Origin of the sequence: Nocardioides panacihumi (assembly GCF_039530925.1) — a bacterium.
Classification (GTDB): Bacteria; Actinomycetota; Actinomycetes; order Propionibacteriales; family Nocardioidaceae; genus Nocardioides; species Nocardioides panacihumi.
Genome location: NZ_BAAAPB010000002.1, coordinates 469,298 through 487,872, shown reverse-complemented (window position 1 = coordinate 487,872; position 18,575 = coordinate 469,298). Strand labels below are relative to the sequence as shown.

At 71.6% G+C, this 18,575-nt stretch carries 17 protein-coding genes; 13 read left to right on the top strand and 4 right to left on the bottom strand.

All coding sequences use genetic code 11. From position 1 onward, the window contains the following. Positions 1–5 precede the first annotated feature (5 nt). Entirely contained in the window at positions 6–1,340 is a 1,335-nt protein-coding gene (locus ABD205_RS11465; protein ID WP_344044953.1) for a hypothetical protein, read from the bottom strand. 153 nt (positions 1,341–1,493) lie between these two features. On the opposite strand from ABD205_RS11465, the gene ABD205_RS11460 reads away from it, so the two are divergent. From ABD205_RS11460 to ispG, 3 genes are read left to right on the top strand one after another with little or no spacing between them, the layout of a single operon-like run. After that, positions 1,494–2,615 carry a 1-deoxy-D-xylulose-5-phosphate reductoisomerase gene (locus ABD205_RS11460; RefSeq protein ID WP_344044952.1) on the top strand — a complete coding sequence of 374 codons (1,122 nt, stop codon included), beginning with the start codon at positions 1,494–1,496 and terminating at the stop codon, positions 2,613–2,615. Further along, the gene (locus tag ABD205_RS11455) at positions 2,612–3,925 is read left to right on the top strand and encodes a M50 family metallopeptidase (protein WP_344044951.1); all 1,314 of its coding nucleotides are present in this window, start codon (positions 2,612–2,614) and stop codon (positions 3,923–3,925) included. Before ABD205_RS11460 ends, ABD205_RS11455 begins: the two co-directional genes overlap by 4 nt. An 8-nt stretch (positions 3,926–3,933) precedes the next feature. Continuing rightward, a complete protein-coding gene (gene ispG / locus ABD205_RS11450; RefSeq protein ID WP_344044950.1) occupies positions 3,934–5,085 on the top strand; it encodes a flavodoxin-dependent (E)-4-hydroxy-3-methylbut-2-enyl-diphosphate synthase in 1,152 nt (383 codons plus the stop codon). On the opposite strand, the gene ABD205_RS11445 is transcribed toward ispG, so the two are convergent. Then, a complete protein-coding gene (locus ABD205_RS11445) occupies positions 5,078–5,986 on the bottom strand; it encodes a homocysteine S-methyltransferase family protein (RefSeq protein ID WP_344044949.1) in 909 nt (302 codons plus the stop codon). The two genes, ispG and ABD205_RS11445, sit on opposite strands and share 8 nt — an antisense overlap. Before the next feature lie 92 nt (positions 5,987–6,078). On the opposite strand from ABD205_RS11445, the gene ABD205_RS11440 reads away from it, so the two are divergent. The 6 genes from ABD205_RS11440 (at position 6,079) to ABD205_RS11415 (ending at position 12,488) form a co-directional block, all read left to right on the top strand. Then, positions 6,079–6,927: a GNAT family N-acetyltransferase gene (locus ABD205_RS11440; RefSeq protein WP_344044948.1), complete on the top strand. Its 849-nt coding sequence runs from the start codon at positions 6,079–6,081 to the stop codon at positions 6,925–6,927. Between the two features lie 20 nt (positions 6,928–6,947). After that, positions 6,948–7,310 (top strand): DoxX family protein, encoded by a 363-nt coding sequence (locus ABD205_RS11435; protein ID WP_344044947.1) that lies wholly within the window; start codon positions 6,948–6,950, stop codon positions 7,308–7,310. Positions 7,311–7,457: 147 nt separating this feature from the next. Continuing rightward, a complete protein-coding gene (locus ABD205_RS11430; protein WP_344044946.1) occupies positions 7,458–8,375 on the top strand; it encodes an endonuclease domain-containing protein in 918 nt (305 codons plus the stop codon). Between the two features lie 91 nt (positions 8,376–8,466). Beyond that, positions 8,467–10,248, top strand: a complete 1,782-nt coding sequence (locus ABD205_RS11425) for a proline--tRNA ligase (protein WP_344044945.1) — start codon at positions 8,467–8,469, stop codon at positions 10,246–10,248. A gap of 15 nt (positions 10,249–10,263) precedes the next feature. Next, positions 10,264–11,775, top strand: coding sequence for a succinyl-CoA:acetate CoA-transferase ScpC (gene scpC / locus ABD205_RS11420; RefSeq protein WP_425572862.1), 1,512 nt, complete (start codon positions 10,264–10,266; stop codon positions 11,773–11,775). Continuing rightward, complete coding sequence (locus ABD205_RS11415; protein ID WP_344044944.1) at positions 11,772–12,488, top strand: HAD family hydrolase; 717 nt, start codon at positions 11,772–11,774, stop codon at positions 12,486–12,488. Before scpC ends, ABD205_RS11415 begins: the two co-directional genes overlap by 4 nt. 153 nt (positions 12,489–12,641) lie before the next feature. Here ABD205_RS11415 and ABD205_RS11410 read toward each other — a convergent pair whose 3' ends face one another. Together ABD205_RS11410 and ABD205_RS11405 are read right to left on the bottom strand one after the other, a co-directional pair. Continuing rightward, complete coding sequence (locus ABD205_RS11410) at positions 12,642–13,103, bottom strand: ferritin-like domain-containing protein (RefSeq protein ID WP_344044943.1); 462 nt, start codon at positions 13,101–13,103, stop codon at positions 12,642–12,644. After that, the gene (locus ABD205_RS11405) at positions 13,100–13,576 is read right to left on the bottom strand and encodes a hypothetical protein (protein ID WP_344044942.1); all 477 of its coding nucleotides are present in this window, start codon (positions 13,574–13,576) and stop codon (positions 13,100–13,102) included. The genes ABD205_RS11410 and ABD205_RS11405 overlap by 4 nt, the downstream gene beginning before the upstream one ends. A 94-nt stretch (positions 13,577–13,670) precedes the next feature. On the opposite strand from ABD205_RS11405, the gene rimP reads away from it, so the two are divergent. The 4 genes from rimP to infB all read left to right on the top strand — a co-directional run bounded on the left by rimP (position 13,671) and on the right by infB (position 18,540). Further along, a complete protein-coding gene (rimP, locus tag ABD205_RS11400; protein ID WP_344044941.1) occupies positions 13,671–14,180 on the top strand; it encodes a ribosome maturation factor RimP in 510 nt (169 codons plus the stop codon). Continuing rightward, a complete protein-coding gene (nusA, locus tag ABD205_RS11395; protein ID WP_344044940.1) occupies positions 14,180–15,160 on the top strand; it encodes a transcription termination factor NusA in 981 nt (326 codons plus the stop codon). Before rimP ends, nusA begins: the two co-directional genes overlap by 1 nt. Positions 15,161–15,225: 65 nt before the next feature. Continuing rightward, a complete protein-coding gene (locus ABD205_RS11390) occupies positions 15,226–15,522 on the top strand; it encodes a YlxR family protein (protein ID WP_344044939.1) in 297 nt (98 codons plus the stop codon). A gap of 144 nt (positions 15,523–15,666) precedes the next feature. Next, entirely contained in the window at positions 15,667–18,540 is a 2,874-nt protein-coding gene (infB, locus tag ABD205_RS11385; RefSeq protein ID WP_344044938.1) for a translation initiation factor IF-2, read from the top strand. The last annotated feature ends 35 nt before the right edge of the window (positions 18,541–18,575 follow it).

Below are 18,575 nucleotides of genomic sequence, written 5' to 3'. Positions count from 1 at the left end.
GCCGCCTACAGAGCCGGCGGTGTCTCGCTCAGCGACCAGTAGTAGTAGGAGAGGTCGACCCGGATCGCACGCAGGTCCACGCCGTTGCCGTTCGCCACCCGGAACTCGACGTAGACGTCCTGACCGCTGAGGTCGCGGCTCACCGGGCGCGGAGCCAGCCACTGGGCGTTCGCCCACTCGTCGGGCACGCGTGAGGCCGGGGCGCCGGACCCCCGCGTCCAGCCGATGCCGGCCGCGGGGACGGAGTAGCGGAAGCGGTAGCGGGTGTCGCGATGCGTTCCTGCGAGCCGGACCCCGACCCGGAGGGTGTCCGCGCCGAACATCGCGACCCGGGGGAGCCGGACCTTGAACCGCTGCACGACGACGTCCCGCGTGCCCGTGCGGGACGCGCACCTGGATCCCGACAGCAGGGCGACGCTCCCCGTCACGCGCTTCGGCCCCGGGCTCCTGACCGACGAGCAGCGGCCGACGATGCGACCCTCGCCGATGCGCGCGCTCGACGGGTGCACCGTGAGCGTCCGGTGACCGAGGGCGTCGTGGTAGAGCCGGACGGCTCCGAGGTCGACGGCGATCGGCCGGCCGTAGGCATCCGGCATCTCCGCCGTCGCGGTGTAGGTCCCCGCCGGCTGCATCGGACAGCCGTCGGGCGGTGCGCACCGGCCGAACCCGTCCCACTCCAGGCGGTAGTGGCCGGGGTCGTCGGGGCAGCCGGTGTCGTCCATGAGCCCGCAGCCGGCAGGGTTCCCCGGCTCGTCGAAGACCACGTCGCCGCCCGCGCTGCGGATGGTGAGGCGGGCGGTGGAGGCCGGCCGTCGCCAGTAGACCGGGAGGCGCCACAAGGCCGGTGCCGGGTTGCCCCCTCTGAAGTAGACGGCGGTCCGCACCGCGTCGACCGCCGGCGGCGGTGTCGGCGCCGGGTCGTCGATCAGCGTGATCGGGAGCGTCGCGGTGGACGGCGCGACGCCGGAGTCGGTCGGGGTGACGGTGACCAGCAACGTGTAGCTCCCGGCGGGGACCACGACGCCGTGCTTCTCCGGGTCGATGGACAGCGAGACGTACGCCGTCCCGTTCCCCGCGATCGGCACGGGCGGCAGCACCGCCTGGGAGGCCTGGTCGAGAAGGGTCCAGGTCGCGTCGTACGACGTCACCGCGGCACGCAGGGTGAGCCAGGCCGTCGAGCCCTGATAGGCGGGGTCGGTCAGGAGCGAGCGCTCCGGCTCCGCCCACACCACGACGGGGCCGGCCGCCGATGCGGGCGGCGCGGGCGATGCGACCACCCCGATCGACGCCAGCATCGCCACCGCAGTGGCGATCCACCGCCGTGCTCGACGAGCGACCATGTGACCCTCCCGGAGAACGAGCCGTCCGCTGTGGCCCGGCAGGCGGCAATCTAGTCGGGGTCGCGGGCCGAGCGGGAGAGGTCGCAGTCGCCGAGGTGTCGGCGTCGCCGTCAGCCCGACCTCCGCGGGCGCCGGGTCTGGGAGGATGGCCCGGTGCGTGACCCCCGTGATGTCGTCGTCCTCGGCTCCACCGGCTCCATCGGCACCCAGGCCCTCGACCTGGTGCGTGCCAACCCCGACCGGTTCCGCGTCGTCGGGCTGACGGCCGGCGGGAGCAACCCGGAGCTCTTCGAGCGTCAGGTGGCGGAGTTCCGGCCGGCGTACTCCGGTCTCGGCGAGGAGGCCAGTGTCGAGGCAGCCGGCATGGACGCCGACGTGGTGCTCAACGGGATCACCGGAGCGGTCGGGCTGCGGCCGACCCTGGCCGCCCTCGACGCGGGCAACGCCCTGGCGCTGGCCAACAAGGAGTCGCTCATCATGGGCGGCCCGCTCGTCCTCGGTCGCGCCGAGCCCGGGCAGATCGTGCCCGTCGACTCCGAGCACTCCGCCATCGCGCAGTGCCTGCGCGGCGGCGCCGCGGACGAGGTACGCCGGCTGGTGCTGACCGCCTCGGGCGGCCCGTTCCGCGGCCGGTCGCGGGCCGACCTGGAGCAGGTCACCGTCGAGGAGGCGCTCCACCACCCGACGTGGGACATGGGCCCCGTCATCACGATCAACTCGGCCACGCTGGTCAACAAGGGCCTCGAGGTGATCGAGGCGCACCTGCTCTTCGGCATCCCCTTCGACCGCATCGAGGTCGTCGTGCACCCGACGAGCGTCGTGCACTCGATGGTCGAGTTCCTCGACGGGTCGACCCTCGTCCAGGCCAGCCCGCCGACCATGCTCATCCCGATCGCGCTCGGCCTGGCCTGGCCCGAGCGGGTGCCGGACGCGGCTCCGCCCGTGGACTGGACGACGACGAACACCTGGGAGTTCTTCCCGCTGGACGACGACGCCTTCCCGGCAGTGGGTCTGGCGCGGGCGGCGGGGGAGCGGGGCGGCGTCGCGCCGGCCGTCTACAACGCCGCGAACGAGGTCTGCGTCGACGGGTTCCGGCGCGGGACGCTGCCGTTCACGGGCATCGTCGACACCGTGGAAAAGGTGCTGGCAGCCCTGGACGACGTACCCTCGACGCAGACGCTCACCGTCGACGACGTCCTCGCCGCCGACGCGTGGGCGAGGGCCGCGGCCGCTGCCCGCATCGACGACCACCGGACGGAGCGCACACCGAGTTGAGCACGCTGTACTACCTTCTCGGCGTCGTCCTGTTCGTCGTCGGCCTCGCGCTCTCCGTCGGGCTGCACGAGTTCGGCCACCTGATCCCGGGCAAGCTCTACAACGTCAAGGTCACGCAGTACTTCATCGGCTTCGGCAGGACGCTGTGGTCACGCCGCCGCGGCGAGACGGAGTACGGCGTCAAGGCGATCCCGCTGGGTGGCTACGTGAAGCTCGTCGGGATGATCCCGCCGAGCCCTGACGACGACCCGGCCTCGGTCCGCAGCCGTCCGACCGGCATGTTCGCGCAGCTGGTCGACGACGCCCGTTCCGCCGAGTACGAGGAGGTCGGGCCGGAGGACCAGGACCGCCTCTTCTACAAGCTGCCCTGGTGGAAGCGCGTCGTCATCATGGGCTCGGGCGTGGCGATCAACCTCGTGCTCGCGTTCCTGCTGTTCGCGGTGGTCTTCATGGGCTACGGCGTCTTCAAGCCGACGACCACGGTGAGCACGGTGTCGCAGTGCGTCAAGGTCGTCCGGACGGGGCAGGAGCCCGGCGCCTGCACGCCGACGGACCCCGTCGCGCCGGCGAAGAAGGCAGGCATCCGCCCGGGTGACCGGATCGTCTCCTTCAACGGGACGCCCGTCACCGGTTACAAGAGCCTGCAGAGCCTGATCCGGGGTAACGAGGCCGGGACGGCCACCATCGTGGTCGAGCGCGGCGGGAAGGACGTGACCCTCCGGACCGACACGGCGGTCAACGTCCTGCCGTCGCTCGACGATCCGGAGAAGTCGGTGAAGGCCGGCTTCCTCGGCATCGGCCCGACCCAGACCCGACAGCGGCAGGGCCTCGGCTACGTGGTCTCGTCCATGGCGGACGGGACCTGGCAGACCGTGAAGGCCATCGGCTCGATGCCCAACAAGGTCTACCACATCGCACGCGCGTCGGTGGGCCTGGAGACACGGGATCCGAACGGCCCCATGAGCGTCGTCGGGGCTGGGCGCGTCGCAGGTGAGCTGGTCTCGGACCAGCAGACCTCGCTCGCGTCCCGCTTCTTCTCGGTGCTCCTCATCCTGGCCGGCCTCAACCTGTTCCTCGGTCTCGTCAACCTCGTCCCGCTGCCGCCCTTCGACGGTGGAGGTGTGGCCACGACGATCTACGAGGCCGCACGCCGGGCCTTCGCGCGCCTGCGCGGCCGACCCGATCCGGGGGGTGTGGACGCCGCCCGGCTGCTCCCGCTGACCTACGCGATGGCCGCCGTCATCCTCGTCGTCAGCGTCGTCCTGATCTTCGCCGACCTGGTCGTCCCAGTTCACGTCCCGAACGGATAATGAGTCCCATGACCGCCATCTCCCTGGGCATGCCCGCCGCTCCGCCGCCGGTGCTCGCACCGCGTCGCAAGACCCGCCAGATCCAGGTCGGCAAGGTCGGTGTCGGAAGCGAGCACCCCATCTCGGTGCAGTCGATGACGACGACGCTGACCGCCGACGTCAACTCGACCCTGCAGCAGATCGCCGAGCTGACGGCCGCCGGCTGCGACATCGTCCGCGTCGCCTGTCCCAGCCAGGACGACGCCGAGGCCCTGCAGGCGATCGCCCAGCACTCCCAGATCCCGGTCATCGCCGACATCCACTTCCAGCCGAAGTACGTCTTCGCCGCGATCGAGGCCGGCTGTGCCGCCGTACGCGTCAACCCGGGCAACATCCGGGCCTTCGACGACCAGGTCAAGGAGATCGCCGCCGCCGCGAAGGACCACGGCACCTCGATCCGCATCGGCGTCAACGCCGGCTCGCTCGACAAGCGGCTCCTGGAGAAGTACGGCAAGGCGACGCCCGAGGCGCTCGTCGAGTCGGCCGTCTGGGAGGCGGGCCTCTTCGAGGAGCACGGCTTCCAGGACTTCAAGATCTCCGTGAAGCACAACGACCCCGTCGTCATGGTGCGCGCCTACGAGCTGCTCGCCGAGCGCGGCGACTGGCCCCTGCACCTCGGCGTCACCGAGGCGGGCCCGGCGTTCCAGGGCACGATCAAGTCGGCGACCGCGTTCGGCGCGCTCCTGAGCAAGGGCATCGGTGACACGATCCGCGTCTCCCTGAGCGCCCCGCCGGTCGAGGAGGTCAAGGTCGGCCTGCAGATCCTCGAGTCGCTCAACCTCCGTCCGCGCCGGCTCGAGATCGTCTCGTGCCCCTCGTGCGGCCGTGCCCAGGTGGACGTCTACAAGCTCGCCGAGGAGGTCACCGCCGGACTCGAGGGGATGGAGGTGCCGCTCCGGGTCGCCGTCATGGGCTGTGTCGTGAACGGTCCCGGCGAGGCCCGCGAGGCCGACCTCGGCGTCGCCTCGGGCAACGGCAAGGGCCAGATCTTCGTCAAGGGTGAGGTCATCAAGACCGTGCCCGAGTCGCAGATCGTCGAGACCCTCATCGAAGAGGCGATGAAGATCGCCGAGGGCATGGAGGCCGTCGACGGCGCCGCGCCGTCGGTCAGCATCAGCTAGTCGCGACGCCCCACATCGCGGCGACGTGCCGCACGTCGGTGCCGCAGCATCCGCCGAGCACCCCCAGTTGGGGGAAGGCCTCGAGCAGCGGCTGCTGCGCCGCGGCCAGCGCGACCGGGTCGCCCTCGTCGAGCTCGGTGGCCTCATCGAGCTCCGCGTGGCTCCGGGTCGAGGCGTTCACCCGCAGGCCGCCGATCCGCTCGCGCCAGGCGCCGTCGTCCAGGCCGGCCAGCACGTGGGTCGGGTGCGCGCAGTTCACCAGGAAGTACGCCGGCTGCGCGACCGCGTCCACCGCGGCAACCGCCTCAGCCAGCGTGGTGCCGTCGGGCAACCGCCCGTCGGTCTCGACGGTGAACCCGACGGCCGCCGGCACCCCGACGTCGGCCGCGGCCCAGGCGACGCCGACGGCCTCGCCGACCTCGGTCAGCGTCAGCGCGGTGACCCGCTCGACGCCGGCGGCACCGAACGACGCGATCTGCGGCCGGTGGTACTCCGCGGCCCGCGCTGGGTCGACCGCCCCGTCGGTGCGGTAGCCGTCGCCGCGCGGTCCGAGCGTGCCGCCGACACTCCAGCCGACCAGCTCGTCCTCCCGCTCGCGGGCCAGGCCGACCAGGAGGTCGACCGACGCCCGGTTGACCCGGTCGAGATCGGCCGCCCCGTAGCCGAGCCTCTCCGCGTGGTCGCGGTTCGCCCGCCACGTGGGTGTCTCCAGCAGCACCGGTGCCTGCGCGGCGATCGCCACCTCGACGTACGCCCGGAAGTAGTCCGCAAGGGTCGCACCACCGTCCTCGCTGTCCAGCAGAGGGAACGCCGCGAACTCGGGCAGGTCGTAGCCGCGGTGGAAGATCAGGTCGGTCTCGAGGCCGCCGTCGGTGACCCGGCATCCTGTGGGGATCGTCATCGCTCGCTCCTGTCGGCCCTTCGGGACCGCCCTGCCCGCCTGCGTTGCGGGCACAGGGGCAATCTCTCCCGACGGCACACTAGGCTCGCTGCGTGCTCACCACGCGTCAAGGGATCCGCCCGCTCGGTCCGGCGGATCTCGACGCGTTCCTGCGGCTGGTCGCCCTCGACCCCGTCGTCAACGTGTTCGCCGACTACCGCGCCCGAACGACGAGCCTCGAGCCGCGCTGGCTCGGTGGCGAGATGTGGGGGCGGTACGCCGAGGGTGAGCTCGTCGCCGCCTGCCACGTCGGCGCCAACCTGGTGCCGATCGGCGCCGACGAGGACGATGCTCGGGCCTTCGGCGAGCGGGCGCTGACCCGCGGGCGCACCGTCTCGACGATCGTCGGGCCCCAGGACGCGGTCCGTTCGTTGTGGCACACGGTGGCCGGCGTCTGGGGACGGCCCCGCGACGTACGTTGGAACCAGCCGCACATGCAGCTCGACGGCGAGCCGCTCGTCGAGGCCGACCCTCACGTGCGGCGCACCACGCGTGCCGACCTGGCCGAGGTCTATCCGGCCTGCGTCGCCATGTACACCGAGGAGGTCGGCGTCTCCCCGGAGCACGGCGGCGGCGCCGAGCTCTACCGTGCGCGGGTCCTCCAGCTGATGTCGCGAGGCTGGTCGTTCGCGCGCTTCGACGAGTCGGGGCGGCTGATCTTCAAGGCCGAGGTGGCCTGTGCCTCGCCGCACGCCGCACAGATCCAGGGCGTCTACGTCGTGCCCGACCTGCGCGGGCGCGGGCTCGCGTCCGCCGGCATGGCAGCCGTGGCACAGATCGTCCGCCGGGAGATCGCGCCGGTGGTGTCCCTCTACGTCAACGACTGGAACACGCCCGCCCGTCGCGCCTACGAGCGTGTGGGGTTCGTCGAGTCGGCGCGCTTCTCGACCGTGATGTTCTGAACGCTGCGTAGGGTCGGCGCATGGCCTTCCCACGTGGCACGCGCATCCTCAGTGCGGCCTTCGCGATCAGCGGGACCGTGCACCTGGTGCGTCCTCGGACCTTCGAGCCGCTCATGCCGTCGTGGGTGCCGGCGCATCGCGAGGTCATCGTGGCGAGCGGTGTCGCCGAGCTCGTCTGCGCCGCGGGGTTGAACGTCCCGGCGACGCGGCGGGTGGCCGGCCTGGCCAGCGCCGTCCTCCTCGTCGTCGTCTACCCGGGCAACCTGAAGATGGCCGGCGACGCGGCGCGCACGGACAACACCGCACTGAAGGCCGCGACGTTCGGCCGGCTGCCCCTGCAGCTCCCGCTCATCCGCGCCGCCCTGCGTGCCGCCCGCGGCTGAGCCGCGCGGACACCGGTACACCGAAGCCGTGTGCCGGGGCTGCGACGCCGCCTGAGGCGATGCCCGCAGGAGGACTTCGGTGTACCCGTGTACGAGCCTGTGGAAGGCCGGATGCGCGGAGCCGCTGCCGGTGACCACCATGGCGCCGTGGACGAGCCGCTGCTTGATGCCGACCCGGGCCTGGTGCCGCGGGCGTTGGTCGAGCTCGGCGGAGTGGCCAGCCGATCGGCACTGGTCGGACGGGCTGGTCGGGCGAGCGTCGATCGGGCGCTCGCCCGCGGCCGGATCGTCGCTGTGCGGCGCGGCTGGTACGGGTCGCCGGAGCTCGGGTCGGCAGCTGCGACGGCCCGTGCCGCGGGCGGCAGGCTCTGCCTGGAGAGCGCGGCGCTGCACCACGGCTGGCCGGTCAAGCAGGTGCCGGAGGTGCCGCACGTCCTGCTCGCTCGAGGCCGCAAGGTGCCGCGCGGCCTCGTCGGCCGAGCAGTCTGGCACCGGGGTGACCTCTCCGAGGAGTGTGACGACGTCGCGACCGGCAAGGAGCTCACCCTGGCGCAGTGCTGCCGCAGCCTGCCGTTCGATGCAGCGCTCGCCGTGGCCGACTCCGCGCGACGGGCGGGTGAGTCGGCGCTGCTGACTCGGGTGGGCCGCCTGGCCAGGGGGCCCGGCGCCCCTCGCATCCGACGTGTCGTGGCCGAGTCGAGGGCCGAGGCGGCGAACCCGTTCGAGTCGGTGCTCCGCGCGATCTGTCTCGGTGTCGCGGGTCTGAAGGTGCGACCGCAGGTCCTCATCACGAGCACCGATCCCTGGTCGCGCCCGGACCTCGTCGACGAGGATCACCGCATCGTCATCGAGGCCGACTCCTTCGAGTGGCACGGCGATCGCGGTGCCCTCCGACGCGACGCCCGACGCTACAACCTGCTCGTCGCGGACGGGTGGCTCGTGCTCCGGTTCTCCTGGGAGGACGTCATGTTCGACCAGGACTACGTGGCCGCGGTGCTTGCTGGGGTGGTCGCCCTCGTACACCGGTACACCGAAGCCGTGTGCCGCGGCTGCGTCGCCGCCTGAGGCGATGCCCGCAGGAGGACTTCGGTGTACCCGTGTACGCGGGTCAATACCGGGTGGGTGCCGACCGGACGCGCGCCGTAACCTTCTGCCCATGCTGATGCGGATGTCGACCCTGTTCGTGCGGACCCTGCGAGAGGACCCCGCGGACGCCGAGGTGCCGAGCCACCGGCTCCTCGTCCGGGCCGGCTACATCCGCCGCGCCGCGCCCGGCATCTACACCTGGCTGCCGCTCGGCCTGCGGGTCCTCCGCAAGATCGAGGGGATCATCCGCGAGGAGATGGACGGCATCGGCGCCCAGGAGGTCACCTTCCCGGCACTGCTGCCGAAGGAGCCCTACGACGTGACCGGCCGGTGGACCGAGTACGGCGACGGCATCTTCCGCCTCAAGGACCGCAAGAACGGCGACTACCTGCTCGGGCCGACGCACGAGGAGATGTTCACCCTCCTCGTGAAGGACCTCTACGGCTCCTACAAGGACCTGCCGCTCAGCCTCTACCAGATCCAGACGAAGTACCGTGACGAGGCCCGACCCCGCGCCGGGCTGCTCCGCGGTCGCGAGTTCACGATGAAGGACTCCTACTCCTTCGACATCGACGACGCCGGCCTGGAGGAGAGCTACCAGCGCCACCGCGACGCCTACGTCCGGATCTTCGACCGGTTCGGCTTCGACTACGTCGTCGTCAAGGCGACCTCGGGCGCGATGGGCGGCTCGGCGTCGGAGGAGTTCCTGGCCAAGGCGGAGGTCGGTGAGGACACCTACGTCCGCTGCACCAGGTGCGACTACGCGGCCAACGTGGAGGCGGTGCAGGTCAGCCCGCCCGCGCCCCAGCCGTACGACGACGTGCCGGCCGCCCACGCCGAGGACACGCCCGGAACGCCGACGATCGACACCCTCGTGGACCATCTCAACGAGCGGTTCCCGCGCGACGACCGGCCCTGGGCGGCCGGTGACACCCTCAAGAACGTCCTGGTCATCCTCAAGCACCCCGACGGCACCCGCGAGCCCCTCGCCATCGGGCTGCCCGGCGACCGCGAGGTCGACCAGAAGCGCCTCGAGGGTCAGCTCGAGCCGATCGAGGTCGAGCCGATGGACGAGGCCGAGTTCGCGAAGCACCCCTCGCTCGTCAAGGGCTACATCGGCCCCGGCGTGCTGGGGGAGAGCAACGAGTCGAAGATCCGCTACCTCGTCGACCCGCGCGTCGGTGAGGGCACCCGCTGGGTCACCGGTGCGAATCAGCCCGGCCGGCACGTCATCGACCTGGTCGCCGCCCGCGACTTCACCGCGGACGGCACCATCGAGGCCGCACAGGTCCGCGACGGCGACCCGTGCCCGCAGTGCCAGGCGAGGGGCGACGACGGCGTCCTCGAGTCCGCGCGGGGCATCGAGATGGGCCACGTCTTCCAGCTCGGCCGCAAGTACGCCGATGCCCTCGGCCTCCAGGTCCTGGACGTCAACGGCAAGCTCGTCACCGTCACGATGGGCTCCTACGGCATCGGCGTGACCCGGGCCGTCGCCGCGATCGCCGAGGACACCCTCGACGACATCGGCCTGTGCTGGCCCCGCCACGTCGCGCCGTACGACGTGCACCTCGTCGCCGCGGGCAAGGACGAGGCGGTCCTGGCCGCTGCCGAGCGTCTCGCCCACGAGCTCTCCGGGGCTGGCGTCGACGTGCTCTTCGACGACCGCGACAAGGTCAGCCCCGGGGTGAAGTTCAAGGACGCCGAGCTCATCGGCGTGCCGACGATCGTCACGGTCGGGCGCGGTCTCACCGACGGCGTCATCGAGGTCAAGGACCGCCGCAGCGGCGAGCGCGAGAGCGTGGCCGCCGACCACGTGCGCGACCACCTGGTCGCGCTGGTCCGGCAGCGCTGACGGGTCCGCCGGACCGTGATGCGCAGGATCGTCTGCCCGACGCTCGCCGGCCGAGTCACCTCGGCCGACGAGGCGGCTGCGCACATCCGCCCGGGCGACTCGGTGGGCATCAGCGGGTTCACCGGCGCGGGCTACCCCAAGGCGGTGCCGGCCGCGCTGGCGGAGCGGATGCGCACGGCGCACGAGCGCGGCGACGAGTTCCGCGTCCAGCTGTGGTCGGGCGCCTCGACGGCTCCTGAGGTCGACGGCCTGCTCGCGTCGGCGCACGGGCTCTCGAAGCGGCTGCCGTACAACTCCGACCCGACGCTGCGGGCACTCATCAACGACGGTGAGGTGGAGTACGTCGATGCCCACCTGAGCCACTCGGCGCAGCACATGTGGTTCGGGTTCTACGGGCCGCTCGACGTCGTGGTCGTGGAGGTCACGGCGATCCTGCCGAACGGGCTGCTCGTGCCGAGCAGCAGCATCGGCAACAACAAGACCTGGCTCGACAGGGCCGACAAGGTGATCCTCGAGGTGAACTCGTGGCAGCCGCGCGAGTTCGAGGGGTTCCACGACGTCTACTACGGCACGCGTCTGCCGCCGCACCGTGCTCCGATCCAGCTCACCTCGACGATGCAGCGGATCGGGGACCCGTACCTGCGGGTCGACCCGGCGAAGGTCGTGGCGGTCGTCCAGACGGACGCGCCCGACCGCAACACGCCGCTCAAGCCGGTCGACGACAACTCGCGGGCGATGGCCGACCTGCTCGTCGACTTCCTGCGCCACGAGGTCCGGGTAGGGCGGATGCCCCCGTCTCTGCTGCCGCTCCAGTCGGGCGTCGGAAACGTCGCGAACGCGGTGATGGCGGGTCTGGTCGAGGCCGAGTTCGAGCCGATGACCGCTTACACCGAGGTCCTCCAGGACGGTCTCCTCGACCTGCTCGACTCCGGCAAGCTGACCGGTGTCTCCGCGACCAGCTTCGGCCTCTCACCCGACGGCGTCCGCCGCTTCATGGATGCCATCGACTCCTACAAGGGCCGGATCCTGCTTCGCAGCGAGGAGATCTCCAACCACCCCGAGGTCGTCCGGCGCCTCGGCGTCATCGCGATCAACGGCATGATCGAGGCCGACATCTACGGCAACGTCAACAGCACGCACGTCATGGGCAGCGCGATCATGAACGGCATCGGCGGGAGTGGGGACTTCGCGCGCAACGCCTTCCTGAACTTCTTCGTCTCGCCGTCGACGGCCAAGGCCGGTGCGATCTCGTCGATCGTGCCCTTCGTGAGCCACGTCGACCACACCGAGCACGACGTGCACGTCCTCGTCACGGAGCAGGGCCTCGCCGACCTGCGCGGGCTGTCGCCGAGCGCACGCGCCGACCGCGTCATCGACCACTGTGCCCATCCCGACTTCCGCGAGCCGCTGCGCGACTACGTGGCCCGCGCTCGTGCCGCGCGTCCGCACGCGCAGCACACCCCGCACCTGCTCGACGAGGCGTTCAGCTGGCACCGGCGCTACCTCGACACCGGGTCGATGGCATGACCACCCCGGGCGGGGTCGACGCCGTCATCTTCGACTGGGGCGGCACGCTGACGCGCTGGCACGACGTCGACTTCCACGCGGAGTCGCTCGCCCTCGCGCAGGCCGTCCGGGGCGCCCGCGACCACGACCACGCAGTGAACGCTCCCCGGTTGCACGAGGCCGGTCGGGTCGTGTGGGGCTGGTCGCGCGACGAGCAGCGCAGCGCGACGATCGCGGACCTCTTCGACGTCGCCGGGCTCGAGCACGACGCCGACCTGCTGAGTGCGTACTACGAGTTCTGGCTGCCCCACACCGAGACCGACCCCGAGGTGCGGCCGCTCCTCGAGGGGCTGAGGGCTGCGGGGATCAAGGTCGGCGTGCTCTCGAACACGATCTGGCCGCGCGCCTGGCACGTCGGGTTCTTCGAGCGCGACGGCGTCGCGGACCTGATCGACGGGGACGTCTACACGTCGGAGATCCCGTGGACGAAGCCGTCGCCCGACGCCTTCCGCGCCGCGATGGAGGCGGTGGGGGTCAGCGACCCGGCCCGCTGCGTCTACGTCGGCGACCGGCTCTACGACGACATCTGGGGCGCGAAGAGCGCCGGGATGCGGGCGATCCACATCCCCCACAGCCTCATCCCGGCCGAACAGGCCGGGCACACGGAGGGCGCTCCGGACGGCGTCGCGGCGTCGCTGTCAGACGTCGCCGGCCTCGTCGCGGGGTGGTTCTGAGCGCCCTGGATCCTCCTCCCGCCGCCTGAGGATTCTGCACTTAATTGCAATGCACAGACTTGAGGGCGCGTGTTGGTAGCCCCTGGTCACGCTCGGTTGCATGATTGTGCACGAGGGCGTCCCAACCGTCAGTCCCCACAGCAGACGGGTCCCTCACGGCCTCGTGTCCAGGCCTTTTGAGTGGTCCGTGAGCTCACGGATTCCGGGGAACGTCTCGGGAGTTCCTCGGAACGTGAGCCCACGGACCGCTCCGTCTTTCAGGGCGTCGACCGCCCAGGAGCGGGCCCCGTCGTGGGTCTGCGAGACCACCCAGGCGTAGGTCTCCTGGCAGGAGCGCTCCAGCTCCAGCGCCGCGCGCCGGATGCCCGCCGGTGTGTCGATCCGCCGCGGCGTCGCGTACGCCGGCGCCGGGCCGACCGGCTCCTCGCCGGCGTCGGCGATCAGCGCCTGCAGGCGGTCGCGCCGGGCGCGGTGGCTCTCGTAGGCGCTGCGCACGGCTCGGGACAGGTCGGTCGCGCCGGTCCGCGAGGCGCGCCCGCCGAGGACGCCGTAGACGTAGACAGCGGCGTGCTCGGCCGCGAGCGCCGTCTGCAGGGGTGTGACGGTGGTCGTCATCGGGTTGCCTTCCGGGCCGGGAGCACCGCCACGTGCTGCGCGATCGAGGCCGCCATCGAGGCCAGCAGGCGGGCGAGCGCGCCGTCGCCGGCCCGGTCGGCCGCGTCGGTCAGGGTCGCCTCGAGCGCGACCTCGCTCGCGTGCAGGGCGGTGGCGGTGGGAGTCGGCACGACGGGAGCCCCCGAGGGCGAGGCCGAGGGGGAGCCGGTCGGCGCCGGTGCTCCGAGTGCCGCGAGGTGCGCGTCGTGCACGTCGGCCAGTGACTGTGCCCCGGGCACCGCCGCAGCCAGGTCGCGCGCCCGGCGTACCGCCGAGACGACCCGGTCGACGAGGAGCTCGTCCGCGGTCGGTGCGGGCGGGGTCACCGGCGGCGACTGGGGGAGCAGGTCGCAGGCGGTCAGCGGCAGCACGACCGCCCCGACGAGCATCCCCTGCACGCTGCGTCGGGAGAGGGGGCGGGAGAGCGATCGCACACGCGGACCCTACCGAGGCGTGCTGCTCACCCCCGCGTCGAGCCGATAGGCTGTCGGCCACAACTGCACCACACAACAGGACAGGGAGATGGCCATGACCGGCCCGTTGCAAGACTCCGTCAGGGAGCGGCTCGAGGGCGAGCTGACGCAGCCCCTCGCCTCCCTGGGGCTCGACGTCGAGGCCGTCGAGATCACGCCGGCCGGCAAGCGTCGCATCCTGCGGGTGGCCGTCGACAAGGACGGCGGTGTCACGATGGACGACGTCGCCGACGCGACCCGTGAGGTCAACCGGGTCCTCGACACCTCCGACGTCATGGGTGAGCAGCCGTACACGCTCGAGGTCACCTCCCGCGGCGTCGATCGCCCGCTCACGCTGCCGCGCCACTGGCGCCGCAACGCGTCGCGCCTCGTCAAGGTGACGCCGCACGAGGGTGGCCCGTTCACCGGCCGCATCGTGGGCAGCGACGAGGACGGCGCGACGCTGGACGTCTCGGGCAAGGAGCGTCGGCTCGTGTACGCCGACGTCAAGCGCGCCCTGGTGCAGATCGAGTTCAACCGACCCGGCAGCGCCGATGGCGACGCCGACGAAGAAGGAGACGCCTGATGGACATCGACCTGAGCATCCTGCGGATGCTGGAGCGGGAGAAGGAGATCTCCTTCGACGTCCTGGTGGAGGCGATCGAGCAGGCCCTCCTCACGGCGTACCACAAGACCCCGGGCGCCCAGCACGACGCGCGCGTCGTGCTCGACCGCAAGTCCGGCCACGTGAGCGTGCTCGCTGCGGAGCTGGACGCGGAGGGCAACGTCATCACGGAGTACGACGACACGCCTGACGGCTTCGGCCGGATCGCCGCGACGACCGCGAAGCAGATCATGCTCCAGCGGCTGCGCGACGCCGAGGACGACATCAAGTTCGGCGAGTTCTCCGGTCGCGAGGGCGACATCATCTCGGGTGTCATCCAGCAGGGACGCAACCCCGACGACGTGATGGTCGACCTGGGCAAGATCGAGGCGTTGCTGCCGGTGAGCGAGCGGGTGCCCGGCGAGCGCTACGACCACGGCACCCGCATCAAGTGCCTGGTCACGAGCGTGCGCAAGGGGATGCGCGGGCCGCAGATCACGCTCTCGCGCAGCCACCCGAACCTCGTCAAGAAGCTGTTCGCCCTCGAGGTCCCCGAGATCGCCGACGGCACCGTGGAGATCGCGGCCATCGCCCGTGAGGCAGGCCACCGCAGCAAGATCGCGGTCAAGTCGAACACCCCGGGTGTCAATGCGAAGGGCGCCTGCATCGGGCCGATGGGCCAGCGGGTGCGCAACGTGATGGCCGAACTGCACGGCGAGAAGATCGACATCGTCGACTGGTCCGACGACCCGGCGACGCTGGTGGCCAACGCGCTCTCGCCGTCGCGGGTGAACTCGGTCGAGATCCTCGACGCGGCCGCGAAGTCGGCGCGGGTCGTGGTGCCCGACTACCAGCTCTCGCTGGCCATCGGCAAGGAGGGCCAGAACGCCCGCCTGGCCGCCCGGCTCACCGGCTGGCGCATCGACATCCGCTCCGACGAGGAGAAGCCGGCCGAGGCGTGACCCCGGATCGGTCGACCACCCCCGTTTCGGAATCCGTTGACCTGAACCGGTAGAGTGGGGGATTGGTGGAACGCCAAGACGAAACCCCTGCTCACGGCCCCGTTCGGACCTGCATCGGTTGTCGGAAGCGGGCTACCAAGCGCGAGTTGTTGCGGGTGACCGCCGGCTCGGACGCGCACGGCCGCCCGGTCGTCGTACCCGATCCGACAGCCACCGCGCCCGGCCGTGGAGCGCATCTGCACCCCACGTCCGAGTGCTACGACCTCGCGGTGCGGCGGAAGGCCTTCCCACGAGCCCTGAGGCTCGAGGGAGGACTGTCCGTGGCGCCGGTGGGGGAGTACGTCGCCTCGCTGACCGTTTGATCAACCCGACCAGGAACTGGAGCAACAGCTCATGAGCACTCGATGAGTAACTCGCGATGAGCCCCCTCCGCTGTTCGCACAGCACCAACCACTAACGGTCACAGAGTTCCCCCGATATCCGGGTCTGTGGCCAGAAGGAGAATTGTGGCCAAGACCCGAGTATCAGAACTCGCCAAGCAGTACGGCATCACCAGCAAGGAAGCGCTGGAGAAGCTGGGTGCTATCGGCGAGTTCGCCAAGACCGCGTCGTCGAGCATCGAGCTCCCCGCGGTGAAGAAGTTCGAGGCGAAGTACGGCGCTGACCTGCTCGCCCAGAAGCCGGCCGCCGCGCCCGCCGAGGAGTCGGCGAAGCCGGCCGCCGCCCAGCCCGCCCCGGCCACCGAGTCGGCTCCCGCCGCTCGCGCCGCCGAGGCTCCCGCCGCGCCGTCCGCACCGGCTCCTGCCGCGCCCGGCCCCCGGCCCGGTCCGGCCCGGAAGGCCGCCCCGGAGGAGACGTCTGCTCCGGTGGCGCCTGCTGCCGAGGCTCCTGCTGCTCCGGAGGCTCCGGCCGCCGAGGCGCCCGCTGCTCCGGCCGCCCAGGCTCCGTCCGCACCTGCTGCGCCCAAGGGCCCCACGCCGGGCCCGCGCCCGGCGCCGCGCCCGGGTTCGCCGCGTCCCGGCAACAACCCGTTCGCGTCCAGCCAGGGCATGGGCCGTCGGCCCGCGCCGCCGGCCGCCCGTGACGGTGGGGCCGGCCAGGCCGGTCCCGCTGGTGCCGGCGACGGCGCTCAGCGTCCCCCGCGTCCGCCGGCCGGCCGCGACGGTGGCGCCCCGGGTCGTCCGGGCATGCCTCGCCCCAACCCCGCCATGATGCCGAAGTCGTCCGGCTTCGGTGCGCCCCGTCCCGGTGGCGCTCCCGGTCGCGCCGGTGGCCCCGGCCGCCCTGCTCCGGGCGGTCGTCCCGGTGGCGGCGGTGCCCCGGGTCGCGGCGGTGCGGGTGCCGGTGCCGGTGCCCCGGGTCGCGGTGGCTTCGGCGGTGGCCCCGGTGGCGGTGGCGCCCCCGGCGGCGCCGGTCGTCCCGGTGGCGGTGGCCGTCCCGGCCAGCGTGGCTCCACGCAGGGTGCGTTCGGTCGCCCCGGCGGCCCGTCGCGCCGTGGTCGCAAGTCGAAGCGGGCGCGTCGCCAGGAGTTCGAGGCCATGGAGGCCCCGACGATCGGCGGCGTGCGCGTCCGCAAGGGCAACGGCGAGACCGTCCGTCTGCCCCGCGGTGCTTCGCTGACCGACTTCGCCGAGCGGATCAACGTCGACGCTGCTCAGCTCGTCCAGATGCTCTTCAGCCTGGGCGAGATGGTGACCGCCACCCAGTCCGTGGGTGACGAGACCCTCGAGCTGCTCGGCGAGGAGCTGAACTACATCGTCCAGGTCGTGTCCCCGGAGGACGAGGACCGCGAGCTGCTCGAGTCCTTCGACATCGAGTTCGGCGAGGACGAGGGCGACGAGGCCGATCTGGTTGTCCGTCCGCCGGTCGTGACCGTGATGGGTCACGTCGACCACGGTAAGACGAAGCTGCTCGACGCGCTCCGCAACGCGAACGTCGTCGCGGGCGAGGCCGGTGGCATCACCCAGCACATCGGCGCCTACCAGGTGTCGACCCAGGTCGACGGCACGGACCGTGCGATCACCTTCATCGACACCCCGGGTCACGAGGCGTTCACCGCCATGCGTGCCCGCGGCTCGCAGTCGTCCGACATCGCGGTCCTCGTGGTCGCGGCCGACGACGGCGTGATGCCGCAGACCGTCGAGGCGTTGAACCACGCCAAGGCGGCCGGCGTACCGATCGTGGTGGCGGTCAACAAGATCGACAAGCCGGAGGCGGACCCGACCAAGGTCCGTGGCCAGCTGACCGAGTACGGCCTCATCCCCGAGGAGTACGGCGGCGACGCGATGTTCGTCGACGTGTCGGCGAAGTCGGGCCTCAACCTCGACAAGCTGCTCGAGGCGATCGTCCTGACCGCCGACGCCAGCCTCGACCTCCGGGCGAACCCGCACCAGGACGCCCAGGGTCTGGTCATCGAGGCGCACCTCGACCGCGGTCGCGGTCCGGTCGCCACGGTGCTGGTCCAGCGCGGCACGCTCCGCGTCGGCGACTCGATCGTCGCCGGCCCGGCCCACGGCCGCGTCCGGGCGATGCTCGACGAGTTCGGCCACGAGATCGAGGAGGCCACCCCGGCCCGTCCGGCGATGGTGCTCGGTCTGTCGGCCGTCCCCGGTGCCGGTCAGAACTTCCTCGTGGTCGAGGACGACCGGATGGCGCGTCAGATCGCCGAGAAGCGGGAGGCGCGCGAGCGTGCCGCCCTGCAGGCGAAGCGCCGCGTGCGTCGTACGCTCGAGGACTTCATGGCCTCCATGGAGAAGGGCGAGAGCCAGGAGCTCAACCTCATCCTCAAGGGCGACGTGTCCGGTTCGGTCGAGGCCCTCGAGGACGCGCTGGCGAAGATCGACGTCGGCGACGAGGTCGGCATCCGCGTCATCGACCGCGGTGTCGGTGCGATCACCGAGACCAACGTCGACCTGGCTGCGGCCTCCGACGCGATCATCATCGGCTTCAACGTCCGCCCGCAGGGCAAGGCGACCGAGATGGCCGACCGCGAGGGTGTGGAGATCCGGTACTACACGGTCATCTACCAGGCCATCGAGGAGATCGAGGCCGCGCTCAAGGGCATGCTCAAGCCCGAGTACGAGGAGCGCACCCTCGGCCAGGCGGAGATCCGCGCGATCTTCCGCAGCTCCAAGATCGGCAACATCGCCGGTTGTATGGTCACCAGCGGCCTGATCCGTCGCAACGCCAAGGTCCGGGTCATCCGCGACGGCAGCGTGGTGGCCGACAACCTCGACCTCGCCTCGCTCAAGCGCGAGAAGGACGACGCCTCCGAGGTCCGCGAGGGCTTCGAGTGCGGCCTGGTGCTGCGCAACTTCCAGGACATCAAGGAAGGCGACATCGTCGAGGCCTTCGAGATGGTGGAGATCCCGCGCGGCTGATCCCGCCGAGTCGGCGCATCCTCGCACCCCCGTGT

Bases quoted from the DNA above. Each gene is read 5' to 3' on its own strand.
- ABD205_RS11465 (WP_344044953.1), bottom strand. From the start codon at position 1,340: ATGGTCGCTCGTCGAGCACGGCGGTGGATCGCCACTGCGGTGGCGATG.
- ispG (WP_344044950.1), top strand. From the start codon at position 3,934: ATGACCGCCATCTCCCTGGGCATGCCCGCCGCTCCGCCGCCGGTGCTC.
- ABD205_RS11445 (WP_344044949.1), bottom strand. From the start codon at position 5,986: ATGACGATCCCCACAGGATGCCGGGTCACCGACGGCGGCCTCGAGACC.
- ABD205_RS11435 (WP_344044947.1), top strand. From the start codon at position 6,948: ATGGCCTTCCCACGTGGCACGCGCATCCTCAGTGCGGCCTTCGCGATC.
- ABD205_RS11425 (WP_344044945.1), top strand. From the start codon at position 8,467: ATGCTGATGCGGATGTCGACCCTGTTCGTGCGGACCCTGCGAGAGGAC.
- ABD205_RS11415 (WP_344044944.1), top strand. From the start codon at position 11,772: ATGACCACCCCGGGCGGGGTCGACGCCGTCATCTTCGACTGGGGCGGC.
- ABD205_RS11410 (WP_344044943.1), bottom strand. From the start codon at position 13,103: ATGACGACCACCGTCACACCCCTGCAGACGGCGCTCGCGGCCGAGCAC.
- rimP (WP_344044941.1), top strand. From the start codon at position 13,671: ATGACCGGCCCGTTGCAAGACTCCGTCAGGGAGCGGCTCGAGGGCGAG.
- nusA (WP_344044940.1), top strand. From the start codon at position 14,180: ATGGACATCGACCTGAGCATCCTGCGGATGCTGGAGCGGGAGAAGGAG.